This is a genomic window from Pseudoalteromonas sp. SR45-4, assembly GCF_014163535.1.
Lineage (GTDB): Bacteria > Pseudomonadota > Gammaproteobacteria > Enterobacterales > Alteromonadaceae > Pseudoalteromonas > Pseudoalteromonas nigrifaciens.
Map to the genome: position 1 here is coordinate 1 of NZ_JACJDO010000048.1, position 24,622 is coordinate 24,622.

The 24,622-nt window shown below is 40.1% G+C and carries 27 protein-coding genes and 2 pseudogenes; 15 read left to right on the top strand and 14 right to left on the bottom strand.

Annotated features, from left to right (window positions below):
- Positions 1-109: pseudogene (locus H5058_RS18540) on the top strand (IS982 family transposase); the annotation flags it as partial.
- A gap of 44 nt (positions 110-153) precedes the next feature.
- Here H5058_RS18540 and H5058_RS15975 read toward each other — a convergent pair.
- Positions 154-855 (bottom strand): DUF3581 domain-containing protein, encoded by a 702-nt coding sequence (locus H5058_RS15975; protein WP_011327338.1) that lies wholly within the window; start codon positions 853-855, stop codon positions 154-156.
- Between the two features lie 203 nt (positions 856-1,058).
- On the opposite strand from H5058_RS15975, the gene H5058_RS15980 reads away from it, so the two are divergent.
- Both H5058_RS15980 and H5058_RS15985 read left to right on the top strand, forming a co-directional pair.
- Positions 1,059-1,844, top strand: coding sequence for a CPBP family intramembrane glutamic endopeptidase (locus H5058_RS15980; protein WP_259398645.1), 786 nt, complete (start codon positions 1,059-1,061; stop codon positions 1,842-1,844).
- Between the two features lie 104 nt (positions 1,845-1,948).
- Positions 1,949-2,341 carry a hypothetical protein gene (locus H5058_RS15985; protein WP_182678991.1) on the top strand — a complete coding sequence of 131 codons (393 nt, stop codon included), beginning with the start codon at positions 1,949-1,951 and terminating at the stop codon, positions 2,339-2,341.
- Between the two features lie 4 nt (positions 2,342-2,345).
- Here H5058_RS15985 and H5058_RS15990 read toward each other — a convergent pair whose 3' ends face one another.
- From H5058_RS15990 to proB, 4 genes are all read right to left on the bottom strand, one after another.
- The gene (locus H5058_RS15990) at positions 2,346-2,645 is read right to left on the bottom strand and encodes a hypothetical protein (protein WP_011327334.1); all 300 of its coding nucleotides are present in this window, start codon (positions 2,643-2,645) and stop codon (positions 2,346-2,348) included.
- A gap of 162 nt (positions 2,646-2,807) precedes the next feature.
- Positions 2,808-4,292 carry a glutamate--tRNA ligase gene (gene gltX / locus H5058_RS15995; RefSeq protein WP_011327333.1) on the bottom strand — a complete coding sequence of 495 codons (1,485 nt, stop codon included), beginning with the start codon at positions 4,290-4,292 and terminating at the stop codon, positions 2,808-2,810.
- A gap of 38 nt (positions 4,293-4,330) precedes the next feature.
- Positions 4,331-4,690: a glutaredoxin domain-containing protein gene (locus H5058_RS16000; RefSeq protein ID WP_011327332.1), complete on the bottom strand. Its 360-nt coding sequence runs from the start codon at positions 4,688-4,690 to the stop codon at positions 4,331-4,333.
- Positions 4,691-4,866: 176 nt separating this feature from the next.
- On the bottom strand, positions 4,867-5,970 hold the full coding sequence (gene proB / locus H5058_RS16005; RefSeq protein WP_011327331.1) for a glutamate 5-kinase: 1,104 nt from the start codon (positions 5,968-5,970) through the stop codon (positions 4,867-4,869).
- 118 nt (positions 5,971-6,088) lie between these two features.
- Between proB and H5058_RS16010 the strand changes: the two genes are divergently transcribed.
- Positions 6,089-7,078: a DMT family transporter gene (locus H5058_RS16010; protein WP_182679004.1), complete on the top strand. Its 990-nt coding sequence runs from the start codon at positions 6,089-6,091 to the stop codon at positions 7,076-7,078.
- On the opposite strand, the pseudogene H5058_RS18545 reads toward H5058_RS16010, so the two are convergent.
- The 3 genes and pseudogenes from H5058_RS18545 to pdsO all read right to left on the bottom strand — a co-directional run.
- Positions 7,078-7,566: pseudogene (locus H5058_RS18545) on the bottom strand (class GN sortase); the annotation flags it as partial. The gene H5058_RS16010 and the pseudogene H5058_RS18545 overlap by 1 nt on opposite strands.
- Positions 7,563-9,557, bottom strand: coding sequence for a marine proteobacterial sortase target protein (locus tag H5058_RS16015; protein ID WP_182678993.1), 1,995 nt, complete (start codon positions 9,555-9,557; stop codon positions 7,563-7,565). The pseudogene H5058_RS18545 and the gene H5058_RS16015, both read right to left, overlap by 4 nt.
- A 26-nt stretch (positions 9,558-9,583) precedes the next feature.
- Positions 9,584-10,318 (bottom strand): sortase-associated OmpA-like protein PdsO, encoded by a 735-nt coding sequence (gene pdsO, locus H5058_RS16020; RefSeq protein WP_182678996.1) that lies wholly within the window; start codon positions 10,316-10,318, stop codon positions 9,584-9,586.
- 202 nt (positions 10,319-10,520) lie between these two features.
- Here pdsO and pdsR point away from each other — a divergent pair, with 202 nt between their 5' ends.
- The 3 genes from pdsR to H5058_RS16035 all read left to right on the top strand — a co-directional run bounded on the left by pdsR (position 10,521) and on the right by H5058_RS16035 (position 13,660).
- Positions 10,521-11,210, top strand: coding sequence for a proteobacterial dedicated sortase system response regulator (gene pdsR, locus H5058_RS16025; protein WP_011327326.1), 690 nt, complete (start codon positions 10,521-10,523; stop codon positions 11,208-11,210).
- Positions 11,210-13,345, top strand: coding sequence for a proteobacterial dedicated sortase system histidine kinase (gene pdsS / locus H5058_RS16030; protein ID WP_182678998.1), 2,136 nt, complete (start codon positions 11,210-11,212; stop codon positions 13,343-13,345). Before pdsR ends, pdsS begins: the two co-directional genes overlap by 1 nt.
- Before the next feature lie 150 nt (positions 13,346-13,495).
- Positions 13,496-13,660: a hypothetical protein gene (locus tag H5058_RS16035; RefSeq protein WP_011327324.1), complete on the top strand. Its 165-nt coding sequence runs from the start codon at positions 13,496-13,498 to the stop codon at positions 13,658-13,660.
- 18 nt (positions 13,661-13,678) lie between these two features.
- Here the strand turns inward: H5058_RS16035 and H5058_RS16040 are convergent, their stop codons facing one another.
- On the bottom strand, positions 13,679-14,929 hold the full coding sequence (locus H5058_RS16040; RefSeq protein WP_011327323.1) for a multifunctional CCA addition/repair protein: 1,251 nt from the start codon (positions 14,927-14,929) through the stop codon (positions 13,679-13,681).
- Positions 14,930-15,071: 142 nt separating this feature from the next.
- Here H5058_RS16040 and H5058_RS16045 point away from each other — a divergent pair, with 142 nt between their 5' ends.
- The gene (locus tag H5058_RS16045; RefSeq protein WP_089367803.1) at positions 15,072-15,299 is read left to right on the top strand and encodes a hypothetical protein; all 228 of its coding nucleotides are present in this window, start codon (positions 15,072-15,074) and stop codon (positions 15,297-15,299) included.
- A gap of 15 nt (positions 15,300-15,314) precedes the next feature.
- Here the strand turns inward: H5058_RS16045 and H5058_RS16050 are convergent, their stop codons facing one another.
- From H5058_RS16050 to H5058_RS16065, 4 genes are read right to left on the bottom strand one after another with little or no spacing between them, the layout of a single operon-like run.
- Positions 15,315-15,815, bottom strand: coding sequence for a DUF1543 domain-containing protein (locus tag H5058_RS16050; protein ID WP_011327321.1), 501 nt, complete (start codon positions 15,813-15,815; stop codon positions 15,315-15,317).
- A gap of 24 nt (positions 15,816-15,839) precedes the next feature.
- Complete coding sequence (locus H5058_RS16055) at positions 15,840-17,189, bottom strand: sigma 54-interacting transcriptional regulator (RefSeq protein ID WP_058372656.1); 1,350 nt, start codon at positions 17,187-17,189, stop codon at positions 15,840-15,842.
- A 2-nt stretch (positions 17,190-17,191) separates the two neighbouring features.
- The gene (locus H5058_RS16060) at positions 17,192-17,734 is read right to left on the bottom strand and encodes a hypothetical protein (protein WP_011327319.1); all 543 of its coding nucleotides are present in this window, start codon (positions 17,732-17,734) and stop codon (positions 17,192-17,194) included.
- A 1-nt stretch (position 17,735) separates the two neighbouring features.
- A complete protein-coding gene (locus tag H5058_RS16065; RefSeq protein ID WP_182678999.1) occupies positions 17,736-19,193 on the bottom strand; it encodes a HAMP domain-containing sensor histidine kinase in 1,458 nt (485 codons plus the stop codon).
- A gap of 310 nt (positions 19,194-19,503) precedes the next feature.
- Here H5058_RS16065 and H5058_RS16070 point away from each other — a divergent pair, with 310 nt between their 5' ends.
- The 6 genes from H5058_RS16070 to H5058_RS16095 all read left to right on the top strand — a co-directional run bounded on the left by H5058_RS16070 (position 19,504) and on the right by H5058_RS16095 (position 23,207).
- Entirely contained in the window at positions 19,504-19,737 is a 234-nt protein-coding gene (locus tag H5058_RS16070; RefSeq protein WP_011327316.1) for an EF-hand domain-containing protein, read from the top strand.
- 27 nt (positions 19,738-19,764) lie between these two features.
- Entirely contained in the window at positions 19,765-19,992 is a 228-nt protein-coding gene (locus tag H5058_RS16075) for a hypothetical protein (protein ID WP_011327315.1), read from the top strand.
- A gap of 155 nt (positions 19,993-20,147) precedes the next feature.
- The gene (locus H5058_RS16080) at positions 20,148-20,384 is read left to right on the top strand and encodes a hypothetical protein (protein WP_011327314.1); all 237 of its coding nucleotides are present in this window, start codon (positions 20,148-20,150) and stop codon (positions 20,382-20,384) included.
- Positions 20,385-20,391: 7 nt separating this feature from the next.
- Positions 20,392-20,628 (top strand): EF-hand domain-containing protein, encoded by a 237-nt coding sequence (locus tag H5058_RS16085; protein WP_182679001.1) that lies wholly within the window; start codon positions 20,392-20,394, stop codon positions 20,626-20,628.
- Positions 20,629-20,751: 123 nt separating this feature from the next.
- Positions 20,752-22,425 carry an amidohydrolase gene (locus tag H5058_RS16090; RefSeq protein WP_089367802.1) on the top strand — a complete coding sequence of 558 codons (1,674 nt, stop codon included), beginning with the start codon at positions 20,752-20,754 and terminating at the stop codon, positions 22,423-22,425.
- A gap of 113 nt (positions 22,426-22,538) precedes the next feature.
- A complete protein-coding gene (locus H5058_RS16095) occupies positions 22,539-23,207 on the top strand; it encodes a FlgO family outer membrane protein (protein ID WP_011327311.1) in 669 nt (222 codons plus the stop codon).
- A 23-nt stretch (positions 23,208-23,230) separates the two neighbouring features.
- Here H5058_RS16095 and H5058_RS16100 read toward each other — a convergent pair whose 3' ends face one another.
- On the bottom strand, positions 23,231-23,467 hold the full coding sequence (locus H5058_RS16100) for a YgjV family protein (protein WP_011327310.1): 237 nt from the start codon (positions 23,465-23,467) through the stop codon (positions 23,231-23,233).
- A 277-nt stretch (positions 23,468-23,744) separates the two neighbouring features.
- Between H5058_RS16100 and H5058_RS16105 the strand changes: the two genes are divergently transcribed.
- A complete protein-coding gene (locus H5058_RS16105) occupies positions 23,745-24,401 on the top strand; it encodes a Crp/Fnr family transcriptional regulator (RefSeq protein WP_011327309.1) in 657 nt (218 codons plus the stop codon).
- Positions 24,402-24,622: the final 221 nt, after the last annotated feature.

The window sequence follows — 24,622 nt, forward strand, 5'->3', positions numbered from 1 at the left end:
CGGTTTTATGTTGAATTTAGTAGCTGGGTTGGTGGCTTATTGCTTGAAAGAAAATAAGCCACACCTTAATTTAACTGACGTAGAGCTCAACGCACTAGTTATCGCTTAAGCAGATCTCAGGTTAAATAGCACCTTTTAAAATTCATCTCGTTTTTAAGCTGGTTTTAAATTTGCTTTGCGCTCGTTGTAAAAAGCAATCAAATCATCAACCGTAGCTTGGCAGTACTCGCGAATACCCGATACCACCATGTGCTTTTCACCAAAACCCACTTTTTTACCGTTTTCTAGCAAATTAAAGCGCAAAGTAATTTTGCCGCGTTTACCTGCGTATTCAAAACTAGGCTCTGCAAATTCAAGTGTCGGTGCACTAATTTCAACAGTATCAAGATTTATAATCATCGATTCGTAAATAATCATCGGGCGTGCAGGGTTAATCATTACCTCTTGCTTACCCATGAGCGGAATAATCACGTGCGGAAACGCCGCGCCTGAAAACTCAACATAATTTTTAATTAAGCTATTAGTAAGTGCTGGGCATTTGCTGGTTTTACCTTCGCGTTTTACCTTTAAAATTACTTTATCGCCGTTTGTTACATCAAACTCATCGGCCTCTGCTGGGAAGCTAAGTTTGGTATTTTCGTCAACCATACCCGCAAAAGTAAACTCCATGCGTTCACTAATACCGTAACGATCTAATACTAATGAAAAAAGTAAGTCTCCTGGAGCACAAAATTTCTTCGCATCTTTATCGTGAAGTGGGTTGTAATCATCAGCAATACACTTGGCGAAACGACAGCCTTGCTCACGAGAGATCGAAACATAATCAGCATGTTGCTGATAAAAAGGACTTAACATAGGGTGTTCACTACTTAAACGGCTTATAACCTGGCTATACTAACAGAAAAAATAAAATGAGAGGTCGAATCTGTTAGATTAGTTACTAAATAAAACAGAGTAATAAAAAAATAATGACTTTTTATTTATTAGCATTATCGATTATATGTGTTTTTCCGTACTGTAAAGTATCAATAATACGGCAACCACTTTGGCACTACTTAATGGCTTTAAGTGTTATATGTGCGTATTTTGAGGGTTATATAAATTTATATGGACTGCTCAGTACTGGGCTTTACGTTGCTTTATATCACTTTGTGCTTCATATAAAGCAAACAATAATACGCGCTATTTTAAGCACTGTTTTTATAGTTTCCTCATTGGCATTAGCGCTTCATTGGGTGCCTAGTTTTAACAACCTTCCTATTGCTATAAACGAGCATATTACCAGCGATGCAATTGCTTTTACCCTTTATGCTAATTTTGATAAAGCTATGGCTGGCCTCTTTCTTTGTGCTTACTTTTATTCAAATATAAAGCCTTTAAAAACAGAGTCTAAAAAGACGACTTCATTAATTAATCCCCCTATTTTAATAATTATTACTACCATTTTAGCCGCACTTACTGCAGCTTTAATGCTTGGGCTGGTAAGCTTTAACCCTAAGGTTCCTGACTTCTGGTTAGCATTTATTGCTATAAACCTTTTATTTACCTGTGTTGCTGAGGAAGCTTTATTTAGAGGCTTATTACAAACCAAGCTTAGCCAAATTATTACGCCTACCCGCTTGGCAATATTTGCGCCTGTAATTACTGCAGGTATTTTTGCTTTGGCACATTTTGCTGGGGGAGTTAGCTATGTATTAGTTTCATTTATTGCAGGTTTGGGATACGGCTATGTTTTTTATAAAACGCAGCGTTTAGAGTGGGCTATTTTATGCCATTGGTTAGTAAATATTTGTCATTTCTTTTTGTTTACTTATCCTATGCTAAGTAAAACCGAGTGCATATAAAGTCATTTACAAATACTAACAATTTACTCAGTAGTAAACATTGCCCACATTCGATTTTGTTAGTAATTTACTACTTCAAACAATAAATTAAAGGACTAATAAATATGCTACGTTTTATGGCAATAATAACTGCACTGGCTACTTTAAGTGGTTGCTCAAACATGACTTTTCATACTGATATAGACAACGACGTTTTATCTCAAGAAATTGGTACCTACGTTAATAAAAGAGATTTGCAGCAGTTTTACAGCGACCAAGAAGCACACGAAAGTGGCGCTACACTTTTAGGCCGAATAGCAGGTGAAAGCTGTGATGGCGATGGTATAGGTAACAATAATGTAAGCTATAACCGTTCTAAATCAAATGCTATTGATTTACTTAAAGCTGATGCCATGCGCAGAGGCGCAAATGCTTTTACTATTAACTCTTGTAGCGAAACCTCTGTATCGTATTGCGACCTATCTGTTTTATGTACCGGACAGGCCTACGACTATTAATAAATCATATATTAAGTGCAAAGCTCAGTAGCACACGCTTTCCAGACTCGATTTTAGATACGCTGTGTTCGTACTTATCGGGCCTAAATAAATACACCCTATTAAACCAGTTAATAATACATTTAGCGCATTTAAACACCCCACCGCTTTTAGGTTTTACTAATACAAAGTTGAGTTTGTAATAGCGCCCTTGCTGCACCGGATCAATGTGGTTCATTACGCTGTGATTAGTTGGGTAAGTAACAAGGTTTATCGAAAATGTATTACTGCTAAAAATGGCTTTGTTTTTAACGGTTGCAATCATACGGCCTCCTATGAGTTTATATGCCGCATTGTAGCATTTAGTAAATTATGAATGCTTAGACTAAACAATATCAAAATACGATGTCATATAACTAAACAACCTGAAACAAAAAAGCCGAACTTATTTACTAAGCTCGGCTTTTAAAAATGCATTATTTAGCAATTATGCACTTGGGTATTCGCGGTAGGCACGTTCGATATTTTTAGCCTGCTTTTTAGAAATACCTAAATGCGCCAATGCTACACGTAAACGAGCACGCGATAGGTCAGAGCCTAATATTTCCATAGCATCAAGCACAGAGGTAGATGACGTTTTACCCGTAATTGCCACAAAAATCGGCTCTAAAAAGTCTTTAATTTTAAGCTCGTGGAACGTTGCTACTTCTTTTGCAATGGCAAAAATAGCTGGTTTATCAAAGCTACGTAGGCCTTCTAGCTGCCATACAAAAAATTGTAGTGCTTGGCGAATTACGTCTTCATCGGCTTTGCCCGCTGTTAATAGCGCAGGATCATAAGTAGGTATACCGCCTACAAAATGCCCAGCTAAGTCAACTAAGTCCGACAATGTGTTAATACGTGCTTTGGCTTCTGGTAATACTTTAGCTAGCATTTCGCCATTAAACTTCCAATCAACAAAGCGCTGAATTAACTGCTCGTCAGTTAGGTTTTCGCGGATCCACATGCCGTTTAACCAGCTAAGTTTATCTACGTCGAATACTGGGCCACCTAGTGACACGCGCTTCATATCGAAGTTTTCAATCATTTCGTTAAGAGTGAATTTTTCACGCTCATCTGGCATTGACCAACCCATGCGGCCTAAATAGTTAAGCACGGCTTCTGGCAGGTAACCCATTTCTTTATAGTAGTTAATAGAGGTTGGGTTTTTACGCTTAGACAGTTTTGACTTATCTGGGTTACGCAGTAGCGGTAAATGCCCAAGTACTGGCGCTTCCCAACCAAAATCTTCGTAAAGTTTTAATAGTTTAGGCGCTGAGTTAATCCACTCTTCGCCACGGAAAATATGGCTAATTTGCATATGGTGGTCGTCAACTACGTTCGCTAAAAAGTAAGTTGGGAAGCCATCAGCTTTTAATAGCACTTGCATATCGACGTTTTCCCACGGGATCTCAATTTCGTCGCGTAGGTAGTCGTTAAATTTAAAAGTGCCTTCGCTAGGGATTTTCATACGTATAACGTAAGGTTTACCCGCTGCTAGGTTTGCTTTAATTTCGTCGTCTGTGTGGTTTAAGCCACGGCCGTCGTATTTAGGGCGTAGACCTTCTGCCATTTGCTCTTCGCGCATTTTATCCAGCTCTTCGCTTGTTGCAAAACAGTAAAATGCTTTGCCGTCGTCAACGAGTTGGTGTGCGTATTTTTTGTATAAATCGCTACGCTCAGACTGGCGGTACGGGCCAAACTCACCGCCCACATCTGGGCCATGATCCCACTCGAGTCCTAACCAACGCAAACTATCCATAATTGCTTGCTCTGACTCGGCAGTGCTACGTACTTGGTCGGTATCTTCAATGCGAAGTACAAATTCACCACCTTGCTGTTTAGCAAAACAGTAATTAAATAAGGCGATATAAGCGGTGCCAAGATGCGGGTCGCCAGTTGGCGACGGGGCAACACGGGTGCGAATTGTCATGGTAATGTCTCTTTTAATAAGTGAGATGGTAAAGTTATTTATGCTGCTACTTTGTTTATATAAGCAATAATATCGTTTGATTCGTATAGCCAAGTTACTTGGCCATTTTGCTCGATGCGCAGACAAGGCACTTTAACTTTTCCGCCTTGTTCTAGCAGTTCTTGACGATATTGCTCATTACTTTTTGCATCACGCGTTTCTATTTTAAGGCCTTCGCGCTTAATAGCACGGCGCACTTTTACACAAAACGGGCATGCTTTAAATTGATAAAGCTTAAATTGTGCGGTTTGCTGATCAAGCTGCTGTTGCACTTCTGGAGCACGTTTTTTACTACGTGGCGTAAATACAAAATTAAAGAATAAAATTATACTTCCTAATAACCAACGAACTAATTTCATTAACTGCACTCTATTTACAACAAATTTAAGGTGCCAGATTTTAACACAAAAATAGCAGCAAAAAAGCTCAAATATACTCAGCCAGTATATTTGAGCTTTGTAAGCTCAACCTCGGGTCAGGTTAATTATTTAGCTACTAAAATGGGAGCTTATTTATTCAGCTATACTGCTTTTTATTACAGTAAAATTAAGTCATCGCGATGCAGTACTTCTGCCCCGCCATCGTAATCAAGTAACTCACCTATTTGCTTAGAGTGCGCGCCTTTAATTTTATTAACTTCGCTGCTGCTAAAGCGGGTTAACCCACGAGCAATAAGTTGTTTGTCGCTATTTATTACACTTATTAGATCGCCGCGCTCAAATGCCCCCAACGCATTGGTCACGCCTTTAGCAAGTAAGCTTGCACCTTTAGTTTGCAGCGCGGTTATTGCACCGGCATCAATAACAATTTGCCCGCTACTTTTAGGTCCAGCGAGTAACCACTTTTTACGCCCTTCTTTTGGCGCAGTGAGCTTTAAAAAACGTGTGCCGGGCAGTTGCTCGCTCATACATTTTAAAATGACATTTTTACCCGCACCTTTGGCAATTATAACCTCAACCCCAGCACGCCTTGCAATGTCGGCTGCTTGCAGTTTGGTTGCCATACCGCCGGTGCCCAAGTTTGTGCCACTACCACCAGCAAGCTGGCGCAATTCGTCGTTAATATCACTCACTTCACCAATTAATGTGGCATCGGCATTAGTGCGCGGATCGCTGGTAAATAATCCTTCTTGATCGGTGAGCAATAACAGCTTATTGGCATTAGCTAAAATAGCCACCAACGCTGATAAATTATCGTTATCGCCTACTTTTATTTCACTAGTAGCAACCGCATCATTTTCGTTAATGATGGGCACTACATCGTAGTTTAATAATGCATTAAGTGTATCGCGGGCATTTAAATAGCGCTCTCTGTCGTTAACATCGGCGCGGGTTAACAGCATTTGCCCTACGTTTACACCATACAAAGCAAACAAGCTTTGCCAAATATGAATGAGCTGGCCTTGACCAACTGCTGCTAGCATTTGCTTATCTATTACGCTGCGGCCACAGGGCTTTAGTAATTGCTCTCGTCCGGCCGCCACGGCTCCGCTCGAAACTAAAATAACGTGATGCCCTTGCTTTTTAAGCTCACAACATTGGCGCACTAGTTCAACCATATGCGCTTTATCTAGCTTATCGGTGCCGCCAGTCAGTACGCTTGTACCTAGCTTTACAACGATTACCTGATCCCTTTGCATTTATTTTTACTACTGAATAATTAAAGATGAATTTATTTATACCAGCTGGGTATTTTTCAACAAGTAAAATATATTCATGCTAGGATCTGATTTTATTCAATTGTGTAAATTACCTGCTATGCCTGCCAGTTTATGTTTAATTATTGCCACCTTTTTATGGGGTAGTTCCTTTATTGCACTTAAGTATGCCATTGCTATTTACGACCCCGCTTTAGTGATATTTTTACGCATGCTAACCACATTATTTTTATCGCTGTGCTTATGGCGCTATGTAATACGCTTTGAATACAGAGTTGGTGACTGGAAGTATTTAATTGCTATGTCGCTGGCTGAGCCTTGCTTGTACTTTTTATTTGAAGGCCATGCAATGGAATATACCTCGGCATCGCAGGCAGGGGTAATTGTGTCGTGCTTGCCTATTATTATTGCTGTACTGGCTTTTTTTATGCTTAAAGAATACATCAGTAAATCTATTATTATTGGCTTTACTTTTTGTATTGGTGGCAGCATTTTGCTCACTGTGCTTTCACCAAACTCCGATCAAGCGCCTAACCCATTATTAGGTAATTTTTTAGAACTTATGGCCATGGTATGTGCGGCGTTTTATACCGTTTGCATTAAACACTTAGCGAGTCGTTATTCACCGTTAACGCTTATAGCGCTGCAAGGCATTAGTGGCAGTTTGTTTTTTGCACCGTTTTTGCTTTTTATCGACCTACCAAGCGAAAATCAACACAATATAACCGCTTTATTAAGTATTTTATATTTAGGCTCGTTTGTTACTTTAGGCGGTTATGGTATGTATAACTACGCTATTAGTAAGGTATCGGTATTAACCGCAGCGGCTTATTCAAATTTAATTCCTATATTTACGCTGATTCTTTCGGCCATCATTTTAAATGAAGTGCTTAACTTGTGGCAGTGGCTGAGTATATTTGTGGTATTTGTTGGCGTAATGATCAGCCAACGTCATCAAGAATTAGTGGTTGATATCCCCAGCGCCGAGTCGGGCGAGGATATTTCCACCGTTCTTACTACCTCCGATATCATATCGGCCGAAACCAATAGCCTAAATTCGGTTCCCGATGCTAACGCGTCAAAAGGGTAGCACGTTAGTAAATACAATTGTGCAGTGTGTAAAAATGTGTTTTCTGACTCATGAATTACCTCGCTGCCGGTTACTTTATAATGCTGCAAGGTGCCATTTTGTAATTGCAGGGTAAACTGCTCTCCCACTTTAACGTGCTGTAAAAAAGCAAAGTGAGTGTCGTTATGCCCTGCAATGAGTGCCCCAGCTTGTTTACTACCAAGCTCTGCTGCGGGTAAAAAGTGGCTGGGCGCAAAAGCTAAATTACGCCCGCTAGCACCTGCTAATACGGTGAGTTTTTCATTATGCGCCGGCCAATTTAATTGTGCGGTTACATAACTATCGGCGTAAAACCATGGCTTAACTTTTGCTTCAGGCGTTTTAAGAGCCTGCTGCCAGGCCTGTTCAATTAGTAATTGCGCCAGCCATGCTTTGCCTTGCATGTAAGCGCCATGACCAAATAACCCCAAACCAAGTATTAATAGCCCCGCGCTTAGCCACTTTTTCATTTAAAACGCCTTACTAGCACAAACCCACTTAACAATAAAATTCCTAATATTATATGTACTTTGCTTTGCCCATCGGTTTGTGGCAAACGCATTGCCATACCCTGAGGAACTGCGTTAGTAGCATTAGCTGTTTGTTCTGCTATTGGATTGATTTGTGTTTGCTCTATTGCTATAAAAGCCGTAAATGGGCTGAGTAATTGATGAGTAAGCGCCAATTGTTGCACTTCGTCTTTAACTGCATTTTGTGAGTTATAGAGCAGCAACGACTTAATTTTTTGACGAGCCCACAGCTTAGCAATTCCTTTAGCATTTGAGCCTGCTTGTATGTTCAGGTTAATACTAATAGGCCCTTGTGCAGTTTGCCCGTTTAATATTACATTACTGGCATTATTGAGCTTTATAGCCACCATTATTGGCTCATTAAAATAGAGATCTGGCAGTGGCGAAGGCCAAAAGTCTAGGCTATTACCGTTTTCATCGCTTAGCGCTAAATTAGTAATTGCAGGATGTGCGAGCTTATCAAATAACTGCTGCATTTTAGGTTGCACCTCGCTAGTGCTGCCTATAAAAGTAAACGAGCCCTTGCCTACATCTGCCGCACGGCGCATAAAAAAGCTATTGGGGGCGCTGCCAATACCAACTGTAAATAAGCGGCTATCGCCTAATTTAGCTTGAATACTTTTAAACAGTGCATCTTCGTTGCTTACGCTACCATCGGTTAAAAATATTACTTGGCGTACAAAACCATCAAACTGCGAACCATCTAAAACGGCATCAAGTGCGCCTTGTATTTCTGTACCGCCGTCGGCTTGTAACCCATATATAAAGCGCTCTGCGCGGCGTAAATTAAAGCCACTTGCAACTAAAGGTTTATCGCTCATTAGGGTTACTACATTATCAAACCCTATAATGTTAAAACTGTCGTTACTGTCTAGCAGCGATAGCGCATAAAACAATGCGTTTTTAGCTTGCTCCATAGACTGCCCATGCATAGAGCCCGAAGTATCGACTACAAATACTGTTTCGCGGGCTAATCGCTGCGTTGCTATAAAGTTATCTGCAGGCGGCATTAGCATAGCGAGCCCGTAGCGCTCGCCATTTTCAAACTGCTCGGTAAAAAATGCGGCTTGGGCTTGCTCTTTTTGCAGTGGTTTAAACTCCAGCACAAAGTCGCGGTTTAGCGCATTTTGCTCATTTAACTCTATTGAGTATTGCCCAAATGCAGTGTTTTGAATATTTACATTATGAAATTTAGAATTTATATCTACCAGCTCTAAACCTACGTCTATATCTAAGTTTAAATTAAACTGACTACTTGGCTTATCGTCATTTTTTTGCGTGCTATAAACTGGGCTTAGCCAACCATGTGGTAGCGAGTTAGTTGGTTTTTGGCTTTCTTTATTTATGTCAATTTCACCTTGGGTTACATGATAACGCGGTGTGATTGTGCCCGGAAAGCGCACTGTAAAGGTGCCGCTGCTGTAATCAATTATTTCTTGATATTCCAGCTCAATAATAACCTGCTCCCCAGGGGCTATATTAGCTACGTTTGTAATAAACATATTAGCGCGTTGCTGGCGTACTAGTGCTGCTTGCTTGCCGGCCTGCTTGGCTTCTGCGTATTTTTTTTCGGCCGCCACTTTTTTATCAATTTGGCCCTTAATTACTCGCTCGCCAATACGCATGGTCATAGCATGTACTGCGCTTTCATCGGGCAGCGGAAACACATAACGCGCATTAACAGCAAACGGGTTTTGATTTTGATAAGTTTGTTTAACTACAACATGATTTATAAGTCCGGTTAATGTCATATTTGCATCACTTTTTAATATTATTGCAGGGCCTGCTTGTGCGCCGCTGCTATCAAAAAGTTCTAACTTGGGAGAGTGTGCGTGGCTTTTAAAGCTCGTTAACATCACCAGTATACCCAGTGTAAAAAGGCTTACCCATTTAAGGGTAAGCACTTTGCTTGGTTTACTCAAAAAAAACATAAAATCACTCCATCGAAGGCTTTAATTTAATTACTTGCTGTTTGGCTATTTACAGGATTTATTAAACGAGTAGTAAGGGTTACCCGCCGATCAAACGTGTTGTCTTCTACTGTGTTAGTTTTAGCAAGTGTTTGCTGCTCACCAAATGCTTGCGTGCTTAAGCGCGTGTGGCTTACGCCCTGTTTTATTAAATAGCTTTGCACCGCATTTACACGTGCTTTTGAAAGTAAAAGGTTGGCTTGTTCATCACCGCGTTGATCGGCAAACCCACTTAAATCGAGCGCTAACTGTGGCTGGTTTTTTAAAAGCGTAACGAGTTGGTCTAACTGCAATGCAAAATGTGGCGCAATAACACGTGAGCCGGTTTTAAACTGTACTGTCATGGCAAGTAAATTATTAATTTGCGATTGTGTTAACTGCTCATTTTGATTAGCAAGCACTTCGATTTGTTGCTCTAACTGGCTGTTATGGCTAAGCAGGTGTTGGTAGTCGTTGGTTTTTTCTGTCATTACAATTATTGCACGCTGTTGCTGGGCAATTTTGTTATCAGCAACTTTTGCATCGCCTATTAAACCACCAGCAAATGCTCCCACAAAAGCACCAATAGGGCCGCCTACTACACCACCTATAATAGCGCCCGCTCCTAAGCCTATTGCGGTTTCGGTGTGCGCTTCTTTTGTAGCCGTATTATTAGAGGTTGATGCTAATACGGGACCGCAAAAAACGGCCGCTAGGGTTAGCGCTATTAATGTCTTCTTCATGATTGATCCTTAAACTTACTTTTTAATTTATGATGTTTTGTTTTGATGGGTGTATTAAAACAAGCTCAAGTGGCAACAAAGGGGAGCAAAAATGGCAAACCACTGAGCAATTGTGGCAAAAAAAAGGCAATTGCCTTTTTAAGCGTACTTAGCTTAAAAACTTCGTTATAGTGCGTTGGTAATAAAGAGGATAAACCCAGAAATGAAAAAAATAGCCATCATTGAAGATGAACCCGCCATTCGCGAAAACTACACTGAAATGCTCAGCGCACAAGGTTATCAGGTAACTGGGTATGCAAATCGTAGTAGCGCAGAAGCGGCGTTTAAAAATGCCCTGCCCGATTTAGCCATTGTTGATATTGGCTTAGGTAATGAAATAGATGGTGGTTTTTTGCTGTGCCAAACATTGCGATCACTGTCTAAAACGCTGCCTATTATTTTTTTAACCGCTCGTGATAGCGAAATAGACACTGTATGCGGCCTACGTATGGGCGCCGACGACTACCTCACAAAAGATATTAGTTTGGCTCATTTAGCGGCGCGTATTGGTGCGCTATTTCGTCGTATGGAAGCACTTAAGCAACCTGCCGACGAAAATGCACTTATAACTCGCGGGCCGTTAACGCTCGATACACAGCGCATGCAGGTGTTTTGGCAACAACTATTAGTTGATTTAACAGTAACCGAATTTTGGATGTTGCACTCCCTCGCACAGCGCCCCGGACATGTTAAAAGCCGTAATGAATTAATGAGTGATGCTAAAATTTATGTAGACGACAGCACCATAACTTCACACGTAAAACGTATTCGTAAAAAATTTATAGCACTCGATAGTAACTTTGACTGCATAGATACAGTGTATGGCATGGGCTACAGGTGGGAGCAAATTTAATGTTGCGATTTGGCCTACGTAGTAAGTTTATTTTACTTTCTTGCTTTTTATTTTTATTGCCCTGGTTAGGCTACGAATATGTGTGGGAAATGGAAAAGTTTTTACGCCAAGGCCAAGAAAAAACCTTAGTAGGCACTACCCGTGCGCTCGCCACTGCCCTGCATGAACGCCCTGCATTATTTGATCAGCAAACTAGTTTTTTAGATCAAGTTGTAAAGGGCCGCGATCTATACGCGTACAACCTTAAAAATCCTATTCAACTCGATGGTAAGCTCACAGATTGGGAGAGCTATCAGGCATTATTTTGGCAATACGACAAACGCTACTTACAAAAAACCGACAACAAGCATCAAGCCAGCGATCTGTCGTTTGAGCACATGGTAGGAAAGTTTGATAATTACCTTTATGCACTGTTTAAAGTAACTGATAACCAACTCGTTTATCGGCCAAAAAACAGTTTAAGTATTACTAATAACGACCATTTAAAAATTGGCTTAAAAACACCTGATGGGCAGTTTAACCGCTATATTATTGCGCCACGGCAAGATGGCTGGGTAAACGCTTTTAATGCAGATAGCAAAGTACCCTTTACAAAAATTCAGGGCTATTTTAGCAGTACGGCGGCTGGCTACAATATTGAGCTACGCTTTCCTATTAGTATGCTTGGCAATAAGCTTGGCTTTGCTATTGTTGATGTAGATAACAAAGAGCCCTTGTTAGAACCTAAAATAATGTCGACCTCAAACTTAAATAACCCCAGCGATTTAGGTTCAGTACTTGTGCCCTCTCCCGAAATTAATCGTATTTTAAAAGGCATGGGCCACAGTGGCAGCCGTATTTGGGTGGTTGATAAGCATCATAGAGTATTAGCACAATCGGGCTCGATTCATCATGCCGATGGCGTATGGGCTGACGGCCTTGCCAATCAAGCTCCTGAAACTTGGTGGCAACAGTTTGAGCAAAACTACTTGCATCCCCTTTATTATAAAATTTTAACACGCCCCGAAAACGAATTTTTAGATACTCTGCACGACGTAGCAGCTATGCAAGGCAGTCATTTAGCCAAAGCACTAAAAGGCCAGCCTGCATCATCGTGGCGATTAACCCCCGACAGTAAAGCCGTTATTTTATCGGCTGCTTACCCTATTTGGATCCAAGATAAAGTAATTGGCGCGGTAATAGCCGAGGAAACTACCAATGGCGTACGTACGCTGCGTAATAAATCGCTCGAAAAATTATTTAACGTTATTTTAGCCGTGATGCTTATTGGCACAGTAACCTTATTCTTTTTTGCCTCTCGAATATCGAGCCGTATTAGGCGTTTGCGCGATACTGCAGAGCAAGCTATAGATGCACAAGGGCGAGTTACTGGCAGTATTAATTACAGCGATGCTAATGACGAAATTGGCGATCTATCACGCAGCTTTGCTAATATAGTCAGCCGCCTTGGTGGCTATACTAACTATTTAGAAAATATGTCGTCGCGGTTATCGCACGAGCTGCGTACACCTGTTGCAGTAGTGCGCTCATCGCTCGAAAACCTACAAATGCAACCACAAAGCGAGTTGAGTCAAAAGTACTTAGATCGTGCCAGTGAAGGCGTTGAACGCTTAGGTAAAATTATTACCACCATGAGCGAAGCCACTCGCTTAGAGCAAAGTATTCAAAGCAATGAGCCTGAGCCATTCGACTTACAAAAAGTAATAAATGGCTGCATGCAGGGCTACCAGCTTACTTACCCTAAGCAGCTGTTTACACTTGATATATGCCAAACTGCGCTTCCTATGCAAGGCGCACCAGAGTTTATAGCGCAACTGCTCGATAAGTTAATTAATAATGCAATTGAATTTAGCCACGCAGAAAAGCCAATTAGTGTTAGCTTAAAACAAAACGACAGTGCAGCAATTTTAACCGTAGGGAATTATGGTCCATTATTACCTGCAGGTTTAACTGAGCATATTTTTGATTCTATGGTGTCGGTGCGTAGCCAGCAAATGCAGCAACAGCCACATTTAGGATTAGGACTCTATATTGTAAGGTTGGTGTGCGACTACCATAATGCCAGTGTAACCGCTAAAAACAATCAACAGGGCGATGGCGTAGTGTTTACTGTAAGCCTGCCATTAGTTAAGTAAAAGTGGGTTGTAATTTACTTAACTAATACTCGCCACTGGGTTGGCTTTTTTTGGGTTACAATTTAGTAAGAGTTAAAATGTAACTGTTCACTTTTAATTCAGTGGCAAGACCCTAACCTAGCGCTAATCACCCTAAGCTAAGGTTTAATCATGCACCCACTATTAGAGCAAGAAGAACTAGATTTTATATTTGAATTATATAGGCCAACAACAAGCACTAAACCTGTAAGCGAGCAGAGCCAAAACCGCAACTATAAAAAAGTAACGCAGCGCCAGTGCAATAAAGATAACAGCACATCAAGTTACTTAATTTAATTACTTTTAATGCCCTACTCACTGTGCCTGTTTTTCTCGTGTTAAAAACGCTTTTACACAGTTTATTTCCGCTTGTTTAACTTCCTCGCCTATTTCTGGGCCTTTTTTGCCGCTGTTAAGTGCAGCTTGTACCACTTGTTTTTTATCTAGCTTTAATAGTTCTGCATGAATAGCACGCAGCTTAGCTGCTTGCGGGTAAGGTTTATCTACGAGTGTTTCGCCGCGCCCTTGTGCATCGCATTGGCATGCTTGAGTAAAAGCAATAAAACGTTGTGGATGAACCAAGGCGTTTAAATTAGTCACAATTAACTTATGAACCGTTTCGGGCCTTAATTGCTCTAATGTATGACAAAGAGTGTGATTATCGCTAGTAAGTACGCCAATATCGCGAAAGCAATTAGGTATTTTTAAGCGTTCACAAAACTGTTCAACTACAGCAACCCCATCTCGTTCATGGCCACGTAAATTACCGCGTTTTTTAAAACTGATCGCTTTACCAAAGTCGTGAGTTAATGCAGCAAAACGCGTTGCTAAATCAAAATTCAAATCGGCTGCACGCCTAAGTACTAACATGGTATGCACAAACACATCACCCTCGGGGTGATGTTGTTTAGGTTGCGGCACATTAACCATTTTCTCAAGCTCGGGAAAAATCCCTAAGCCTTGCAACGCTTGAAAATAAAGTTCGGGATGCTTTTCACCCAGGGCTTTTTCGGTCTCTAACCATACTCGCTCTGGCACTAAATGATTAAGCTCGCCTTGCTGCTTAAGCTGTTGCATTAGCGCATAAGTGCTCGGATGTATACGCCACTCGCTGCCAAAACGGGCTAAAAAGCGAGCTATACGCAACACCCGCACTGGGTCTTCTACAAATGCATCTGTTGTATGGCGCAGTATTTTATCTTTAAGGTCTTGTTGGCCGTTAAATGGGTCAATTATATTGTCGTTAGCATCGAGCGCCATAGAGTTTATAGTTAAATCACGTCTGGCTAAGTCTTCCTCTAGAGTCACATCTGGGCTGGCATCAACCACAAAACCGGTATAGCCTTTACCACTTTTTCGCTCAGTGCGCCCAAGTGCATATTCTTCTTTGGTTTTTGGGTGTAAATAAACCGGAAAGTCGCTACCTATTGGCACAAAGCCTAACGCTTCCATTGTCTGTGGCGTTTCGCCAATAACAACATAATCGTTGTCATTTGATGCTCTTTTTAGCAGTAAATCACGCACTGCACCACCAACTAGGTAAACCTGCTCCAATGCTTTATCCACGTAACCTCCAAAAACAAATACCAAAACTGCAATTAATGGTACTAATTATACCCAAAACCATATTAAAAGTCTGAGTAGTTTGACCTACCGCTAACTTGCTCATTACAATAGCGCTTTATTTTTAGCTAAAGTCATAACAACAATGAAAAAGCACTCTGCAAAAAAAGAACTCATGCTACTGCCTATATTACTGGTGGTTATTTTAATGTGTGTGGTGGGGCACTTTTTTATGCAAGCAGATTATCAAGACAGTAACATGATTGAATACATGTTAGCAGCGCTACCATTTGCAATGTTTGGCTTAGTGGTTGTAGCCTTTAAAATGGCGGCTAAAAGCGAAAAAAAAGAACAAAACGAGCAGGATTCTTAATCCTGCGTTATGTGTTTAAAGTACATGATAACCAAACCAATCAGGTTTAATTTTTTGTGCTTGCCCACTTGGGGTCAGTTTTATACTAAGCTGGCTGTCGAGTAAATCTATTGCAAAGCAATCGTCTACGTCGTGTAAATCATCTTTATGAATATGGCTAAAGCCAGCGAGTAAATCGTTTTTAGCGCGCTGTTTGGCCTCTTGACTACTGCTTGCTACATACAGTGCAAAGTCGTGTTGCTCAGCCATTAAATCGCTTCTGTAGGCGCCTAAGTTTACAAAGTAAAGCTGTTTAGTTTGCTCAACTGGCGTGTCGCTTACTGTAACTTTATAACCATCTATGTGGTTAATTGCCATGTAGCTATCCATATGCACGCTGTTTTTGTCGCCCACCCATTGGCTTTTTAATTTAGTATAGGTTTGCTCAATGTTTTGCCCAACTACAAAACGAATGTCGTGCATTTCTATATGACAGCCCTGAATTCGCCCACCTAAATACACCATGAATAACTGCATGTTTAGTTCCTATAAATTGGTTATTTAAGCTAAATTATCAACATCTATATTGTGCTTTTTAATCAGTTTATAAAAATCTGAACGGTTACGTTTAGCTAGTTTTGCGCCTTCGGCGACATTTCCACCAGCCATTTTAAGGGTGTTTATTACGTAGTCGCGTTCAAATTCTTTTTTAGCGTCGTTTAGCGACAATGGCTCTACATTTTTTTCGTTGCTATTTAATGCACTTAGCACTAAATGCTCTGAAATAACTTCGCTTGGGGTAAGTGCTACAACTTGCTCTACCACGTTTTGAAGTTGGCGAATATTACCTGGCCAGTCGTAACGCACGAGTGCGTGCATGGCGTCGTTGGCAAAGTGTTTTTCGCTTTGCTTCATTCGCTTTGCAATACTGGCGCTAAAGTATTGTGCAAGTAGACTTATATCTTCGCGACGCTCGCACAAAGGAGGGAGTTTTAAATTAACCACGTTTAAGCGGTAGTATAAATCCTCCCTAAACTGCTGATTTATAATCGCTTCGGGGAGGTTTTTATGAGTTGCCGATACAATGCGAACATCTATGGCTATTTCTTCTTGAAAGCCGACTGGACGTATGGTTTTTTCTTGCAATACGCGCAGTAACTTAACTTGTAAATTAAGCGGCATATCACCTATTTCATCTAAAAATAAGGTGCCTCCCTCAGCTTGTTGAAACAGTCCTTGGTGATCTTTTATTGCCCCAGTAAACGAGCCTTTTTTATGACCAAATAATTCTGACTCTAGCAGTTCACCCGGTACTGCGCCGCAGTTTATCGCTACAAATGGGCCTTTACTTACATGGCTATGCTGATGAATAGCTTGAGCTAATAACTCTTTACCCGTACCACTGGCTCCCGATATTAATACGTTAACTTGCGTTGGCCCTAGCAGTTTAACTTGCTCTAGCAAATGTAGCATAGCGCCGCTACGGGTAACTATATTGCTAGTGGGTATTATTTCATCGGCATTTACGCCGTGTATTTCTATCGCTTTTGCTAAGCTGTCGAATAACTCGTCTTTATCTATTGGTTTGGTAATAAATGCAAAAATGCCTTGTTTGGTAGCCTCTACCGCATCAGGAATAGAGCCATGCGCTGTCATCATAATAACGGGCAATGCCGGATAGCGGCTTTGCAATTGGCGGTGCAGTGCCATGCCATCCATTTCGTCCATGCGCAGGTCGGTTACTACGGCATCGAACACTTGGCTTTTTAATATTTGTAACGCAGTTAGGCCGCTCTCGCAGGTGGTAACCTCGTAGCCTTTTGATTCGATACGAATAGCGAGCAATTTTAATAAGCTGGCATCGTCATCCACTAATAATACTTTTGCACCTTGCGGTTTTATTGCTGGCATAACTACTGCTCCTTAGTTTCTTCGCGTAATAACAGTTGCTGCTCTATGGTTGCTAATGACGAGAGCGTTTGTTGCATTTTATTATTAAGTGCTTGCTGCTCTTTTTTAGCATTTATTTGTAGTGTTACTTGTTGTTTTTGTAGCCATAAATACTGTTTTATATCGTCTGGCCAATAGTAAGCTTGGTCAAGTTTAAGTAACTTACTCATTACCGTATTAGGATCGCTACTAGTGTTTAAACACATAAATTGAAAAAAGTTTTTTAGTTCTTTTTCGCCAACAAAATCTTTGTTATCTGGGGTTAACTTAAAACCACCACATTTATTAGCATGCCAGGCTATTACTTGCTCCGCAGGGGGATACATAGGATCGCTTTTAGGCCGAGGCTTTGGGCTTGGCTGGCTGTTTTTATCGCTCGTTACTTTAGTTTGAGTTTGCGCCACTGGGCTATCAACCACTTGCTGTTGGGGGTTATTAGTTTTGCACCCCGATAAAATGATGGCACTGCCACACACACATAAAATAGCCATTAAACGCGAGGTCATGCTAGTTAACTCCTTGATTTGTTATTATGGGAAGCGTAATTAAAAATCGACAACCTTGGGGTTCATTTTGCTCTATTAATAATTGTCCGTTTAATTGCTCTACTGACTCTTTAACAATAGTTAAGCCTAAGCCACTGCCTTGTAGCGTAACATTTTTGCTATGCTTACCTTGATAAAATGCGCTAAAAACATGTGCTTTTTCGTGCTCTTTAATTCCGCATCCCTCGTCGCTTATCGCCATTTTTAGCTTACTGTGCTCAAAGGTTAACGCTATAGATACTGCCTGCCCGTGTTGTGAAAACTTTAAGCCATTAGAAATTAATTGCACTAAAATCATTTCAATTAACTCCCCAGGTAACGCAAGCGCCTTATTAGGTAAGTTGTTATGCCAAATAAGGGTTTGCTCTCGGGCTGTTAGGCGGTGCTCAAAATGACTATTAATTTTATTAATTAAATGATTAAACTCAACCTCACTTACGCTGTCTTTACTAGTACGAATCGCGTTATAACTAAGTAGGCTGTCAATCATAGTACGAAGGCGCACCATAGACTGGCTAATAAGCTCAAGTACAGCGCGTTGCTCTTTAGTTATAGGGCCAACTATTTCATCGCTGAGCAAGTCGGTGCCCTCGACCATTGAGGCTAGAGGTGTTTTAAGTTCGTGGGTAACGTGGCGTAAAAAGGTGTCTTTTTGCTGCTCAAGTATATGTAACTGAGCTTGCACCCATTGTAATTTATTACCTAATTCAACTAGCTCTGCTGAGCCTTGCACGGCTATTTTTTGTTGCCAGTCACCTTGCCCTAATTTACCAATAATTTTAGTCAGGCTTTTTAAGCGGCCACTTATACGCCACAAAAAACCGCCTCCTACTAAGAGTGTTAGCGGAATTAGCGCCACCAGCCAGTTAATAAATGAAGTTTGTAACTGCGCTATTTCTTTTTGATTATTAGTAATTTGGGTTTCGCTTTTATCGCGTAACCATAAGGTAAGTTCGGCGAGTAAATCGCTAATAGGTAAAAACAAGGCTACCTGCTGTTGTTTTTGTTCAACAAGTTGAGTGTGTGCTAGTTGCAGAGTATTCGTTAAACGCTGCCATTGTGCGGTGTGACTTTTACTGGGCGCTATACGTGTAAGATCTTCAATACTTTGTAGCGATACTTGCCACTTATCAACTATGAGCGTATCGAGTGACTCACTTTTTAGCACCCAATTTTGCCGAGTAGCGCGCTCTAAACTATTGAGTTCTTGTTTTAAAATATTAAACGATTTAGTTACTTGGTAGTTATTACTAACAATTTGCTGAGTTACAGCTAACTGCTTATTAAGCGCATTTAAAAATACAATAACCACTAACGATAAGGGTAATAACGACAGCAGCATACTCATTACAAACTGGCTAATTAAATTAGGGCGCCAATTAAGTATTGCTTTGTATTTTTCAGCCATCATTGCTGGCATTGCATCCATCCTTTAGTAACTTTAAACAGCCTATTATTAAGCGTTTAAGTTATACACTAGCTGAATCAATTTACATATCTGTTATTCGTACTGTAAAGCTGCCTGTTGCCAAACAGCAACAACTCAACTCTTTGATTTGTATTGCTTCTTTATTTATAAGCCAAATTTCGTTGCAAAAAACACACAGATACCTGTAAAACTTGCTTAACCTATAACACCAAAAACCATAAGCAACTGAATTTAAACGGCAAAAATAATTGGCATCGTTTTTGTAATAGTTAATCTAAGTTTATCTTATAAGGAAATGACCATGAGTAATCGCTTTTTAATTATTATGCCAATCGTTGCGCTAGGCTTTTTGAGCGCTAACGCGCTGGCAATGGATGTACAAGCTACTTTTAATGAACTTGATAAAGACAGTAACGGTACTCTCAGCGAAGCTGAAGCTGGTGAGGACGCCGTACTTCATGAAAACTTTTCACAAATAGATACTGATCAAAATGGTCAGTTGTCGCTAGATGAGTTTAAACAGTTTATTAAGTAACTAACCTAGTAACCAAAGGAGTTTTTTATGAAACAGCTTATAGCCGCATTTTCGTTACTGTTTTTAGTTATTAGTGCTACTGCCCTGGCTTCATCGTTTAATGCTCGTTTTGCTTTTTTAGATAAAAATATGGATGGAAAAATATCTATTACCGAAGCCAAAAAAGATAAAGAAGTAATGAAACAGTTTTCTGATTTAGATGAAAATAACGATGAAATGATCTCTAAAAAAGAGTTTGAGGCGTTTAAGCCTTAAGTTTAAATTCAAGTTTGGTCTTGTAAAATTAATTAAAAGTATTTGCTATAACCCCTGAGGGAGTGTGTAAATGGATTTAATGTTGGGCGTTAAATTATGGCAAGTACTTTATTTTATTACGAATGACATTAAAATGAGCTTTGCGAAGGAGCACCATGAAGATACGCGCTTGTTTAGTTAGTTGCTTATTATTACTAAGCTTTAATTCATTAGCACTTGATGTAAAGCAACGTTTTGATCACCTTGATACAGATCAAAGCGGCTATTTAATTCACCATGAGCTTGAGGCTCAACCGCACTTACTAAACAACTTTAGCAAATGGGATAAAAACCAAGATAATAAAATTTCATTGGTTGAATTTAAAAATTATCTTACGAATAACCTCTACTGAGTAATTTATGAAAAATATAAGCTATATAGCGCTCGTTGCGCTTAGTGTTTGTAGCACACCAAGCTTTGCCAGCAGCAATAACATTGCCAAGCAATTTGAAAAATTTGATCGTAACCAAAACGGCTTATTAAGCCGAGCAGAAACAGCCAGTGACCCTGCCCTATGGTCTCGTTTTGCAAGTTACGATAAAGACAAAGACGGCCACCTTTCTTTAAGCGAATTTACACTTTATGCAAGTCAGTAATTAATTTACCAATAAATTAACTGACTTACTCTGCACAAATAACAATCCAACCACCTCAAGTGGTTGGTATTATAAAAGTGAGTTTGTTATGTTAAAGCCATTAACAATAAAAATAAGCTCACTATGCCACTCAAAAAAATAATCAAACCATTGCTACTCGCTTGCCTTTGCGCAGGCTCAAGCCTTGCGGTTGCGCAAACTAAAGTTATTTACAACGCCAACGGCTACACACCTTTGTACAAAGGTGAAGTGCAGCAGTTTTCTACTTTAGTTATAAAAAACGGTAAAGTAGTTAAACTTGGCGGCGATACGCTAAAAAATAGCTTTCCTGATGCCAAGCTTATTGACGCTCATGGCAATACGCTATTACCGGGTTTAATTGACGCACACGGTCACATTATTGGTTTAGGTAATAACCTGTCACAATTAGATTTACGCGGTGCGCTTTCTATTGATGAAGTTACTAATAAACTCAAGGTATTTGCAAATAACAAACAAGGTTGGATTATTGGCCGTGGCTGGAATCAAGAGCTGTGGCAAAAAAAGCAGTTTCCTACCGCTGCCGATTTAGACAAAGTAGTGAGCGATCGCCCTATTGTACTATCGAGAATTGATGGCCACGCTATTTGGGTAAATAGCAAAGCCCTAGAGCTTGCGGGTATTACTGCAAACACCCAATCGCCAGAAGGCGGCGAAATTATTAAAGACGAATTTGGCAATCCTACTGGTATATTTGTAGATAAAGCAGAATCGTTAATTAAACAATTTATGCCAAAACCATCAAAACAAACTCTTAGTGACTCTTTAGATGCTGCCGGTAATCATTTATTAAGTTTAGGGATTACCTCAACCCATGATGCGGGTATAGATAAAACCACTTGGGAATTATACAAAGAACGCGGTGAACTAGGCAATTTACCACTGCGTATTGTGGCAATGCTCAGTGGCGCGAGTCCTGATTTAAAAACCATGTTAAAAGCAGGTCGATACCAAGATGCCAACGACTTTATGTCTATTCGCAGCGTTAAGGTTTATGCTGATGGCGCATTAGGTTCGCGTGGCGCGGCGCTAATTGAGGATTATGCCGACAGAAAAAACCACCATGGCTTAATGCTCGAAACCCAGCAAAAACTAGAAGAGTTATTTACGCTTAGTTTTAAAAGTGGTTTTAGTGCCAACACCCATGCAATTGGTGACAAAGCTAACCACGTTGTATTAGATGCTTATAAAAATGTATTTAAAGCAACCGGCGGAATTTTACTACGTAACCGTATGGAGCATGCACAAATAGTAACGCTTGATGATATTAAGCGCTTTAAAACATTAAAAATTATTCCTTCAATGCAACCAGTGCATGCCACCTCTGATATGCACATGGCAGAGCAACGCTTAAGCGAAAAGCAATTAGCGGGTGCTTATGCATGGCAAACCTTTTTAAAACAAGGGTCAGTGATTGCAGCAGGATCTGACTACCCAATAGAATTGGCAAATCCTTTTGATGGCTTGTATGCAACAATTACTCGTATGGATCACAACCAACAACCAACCCAGGGCTGGCGCGCTAGCGAAGTATTAAGCCGTGAAGACGCACTGCGTGCTTTTACCCTAGGCGGCGCTTATGCAGCGCATCAAGAGTTTAAAGTGGGTAGTTTAGAGCAAGGAAAGTGGGCCGACTTTATTTTAATAGATAAAGATTATTTTAAAGCCCCGGTTGATGAACTATATAAAATAAACGTATTACAAACATGGATTGCAGGCAAACTTCGTTACGAAAAAGAGGCTGTGACTGCGCAATAAACTGAATACAAACTGAAAATAACAAATTAATGATAAAATTTAATTAAAGTAATCAAAAAGTGTGTCGATAAAGTGGGGTATTTAAAAATCCCCTTATGTTTCAGGAAGAAAACATGTTATCTAAAAAAATATCTCTTACTTTATCGGCACTTTTTACCCTTTCACTTTCAGCTTGTTCTAGTCACCCTGTTTACAATGGTCACGCTCCTCATAATGACTATTCTCATAACAAAAGGCACGTTCAAAATGACTCGCCTCGCGTGAGTAACTGGCAGTTTCCAGAAAAAAATTACCGCCCAATAAATAGCAGTAAATTACTTAGTAATTACACCGAACAATTAGCCATGAAGCTAATTGAAAATATGAATTACATAAATAGTAATACCCCTATTGCCATTACTTCTTTTGTAAATTTAGATGATAACCTACAAACAACTAATATTTTTGGTAACCATTTAGCTGAGAGCTTTATTACTGAACTACAAGAGTTTGGATTATCTGTTGTAGATTACAAACACACAGGTACTGTACATGTAACCCCAAATGGCGACTTTTCATTTAGTCGTAATGGTCGAGAAATTAAAGGCTACCCGCATATTGAATACACTTTGACTGGCACACTTACTTACACCAATCGCGGTGTTATTGTAAACGCACGTATTATTGGCGCTAAGTCAAAGGTAGTGGTGTCTTCGGCTAAAGGATTTGTGCCTAGTTTTGTGGTTGAGTCGTTATATCCCACTCGCCGCGTTGACGGCATAGCGCTTGACGCAATCTTATAAAAACCAAAAAGGATTAGCTTAGGCTAATCCTTTTTAGGCTCTGGCTGTTTATTACGGTATAATTTAATAATATGATACGCGTTTACAAACGCGAGTAAGCCGTTAGTAAAGGCAACGGGTACTGCACCAATAGCTAAGCCATAAATAGTAAAGGCGATACACCCAAATAAATTATACCAACGCAGCTTTACCACGTCGGTCATTGTTAACGATGCAACCAGTAAAGCAGATGCTATATAACCTAAATATTCCCAACTCAATTGTTCTCTCCTAGGCTTTAGGTTAGCATTGCATATTAAACTTTAGTACATTGAATCTGTACAGCAACGTAACAGCTAAATAAAAGTTAACCTATAAATGGCTTAAAACTCTGTTGGTTATCAGCAGCTATACTGCTCAAATAATTAGTCCAACAGTGCCAGCCCATTATATTAGCAGCACCTGATATGTTAATTAATTTAACATAATTTCTTAGAGCTTTGATGCTATCGCCATTAAGGTGCAATAAATAGGACAATTGTCCGAAGAGTATGATTGATGTTTCAATACCATTTTTCCAGTTATCTTGTTGAACAACTACTTACCTTTGCCGGTAGTAGTTATCAGCAATCAAAAAAAGAAATATTAATACAACAAGACCAACCTTTAACTAAGTTGGTACTTGTGCGCAGCGGAACTGTGTCGTTTAGTTACGATGTAGGTAACGGACGACGCCTGCTGCTTGGTCAACTCGATTGCAATAACACCCTCATTGGTGAAATAGAAGCGCTCAATAATAACCCCTGCATTTATACAGTAACCTGTTTTAGCGATGTAACTTATAATTTAATTGAGTTAAAGCATTGGCGTGCGTTATTACTTGAAAAACCTGAGCTGAGTTTATACACAGCACAAACTATAGCGGCTAAATTTCAAGAAAATCAAAAAATAAACCTAGATAAATTATTACTGCCACTGAGCTATAACATAGCTAAAGACTGCCTACTAAGAGCCGAGAACAACAACCCTACACTGCTGCGTGCGTACCCTACGGTAAATGCCGAAGCAGAACGTTTTGCAACCACTGAGCGCGCTTACAGGCGCGTTGTAACAGAGCTCGTAGAAAAAAGCTTAGTACAAAGAAGTACCCAAGGTTTATTAGCAGTAGATATACCGCGCCTAAGCCAATATGTAGATAGCTTTGCGCAATTGTAATTTATTACATCAGGTTACATAGGTTGAAGCGTTAAGTTTTATCCATAAAAAAAGGCCTTAATGGCCTAATGCCAGTCAGTTAACACTGACTGGCTTTTTTTTATAGGGATATTTAGATGGTTTCTTTTTCACACATCGTGGAAAGCTGCGCTCATGACGCCTTGTTGGTAACTGAAATAGCGTCAGCGTTTCTAATAAATGCTCATAGTGTTTTGGTAAAT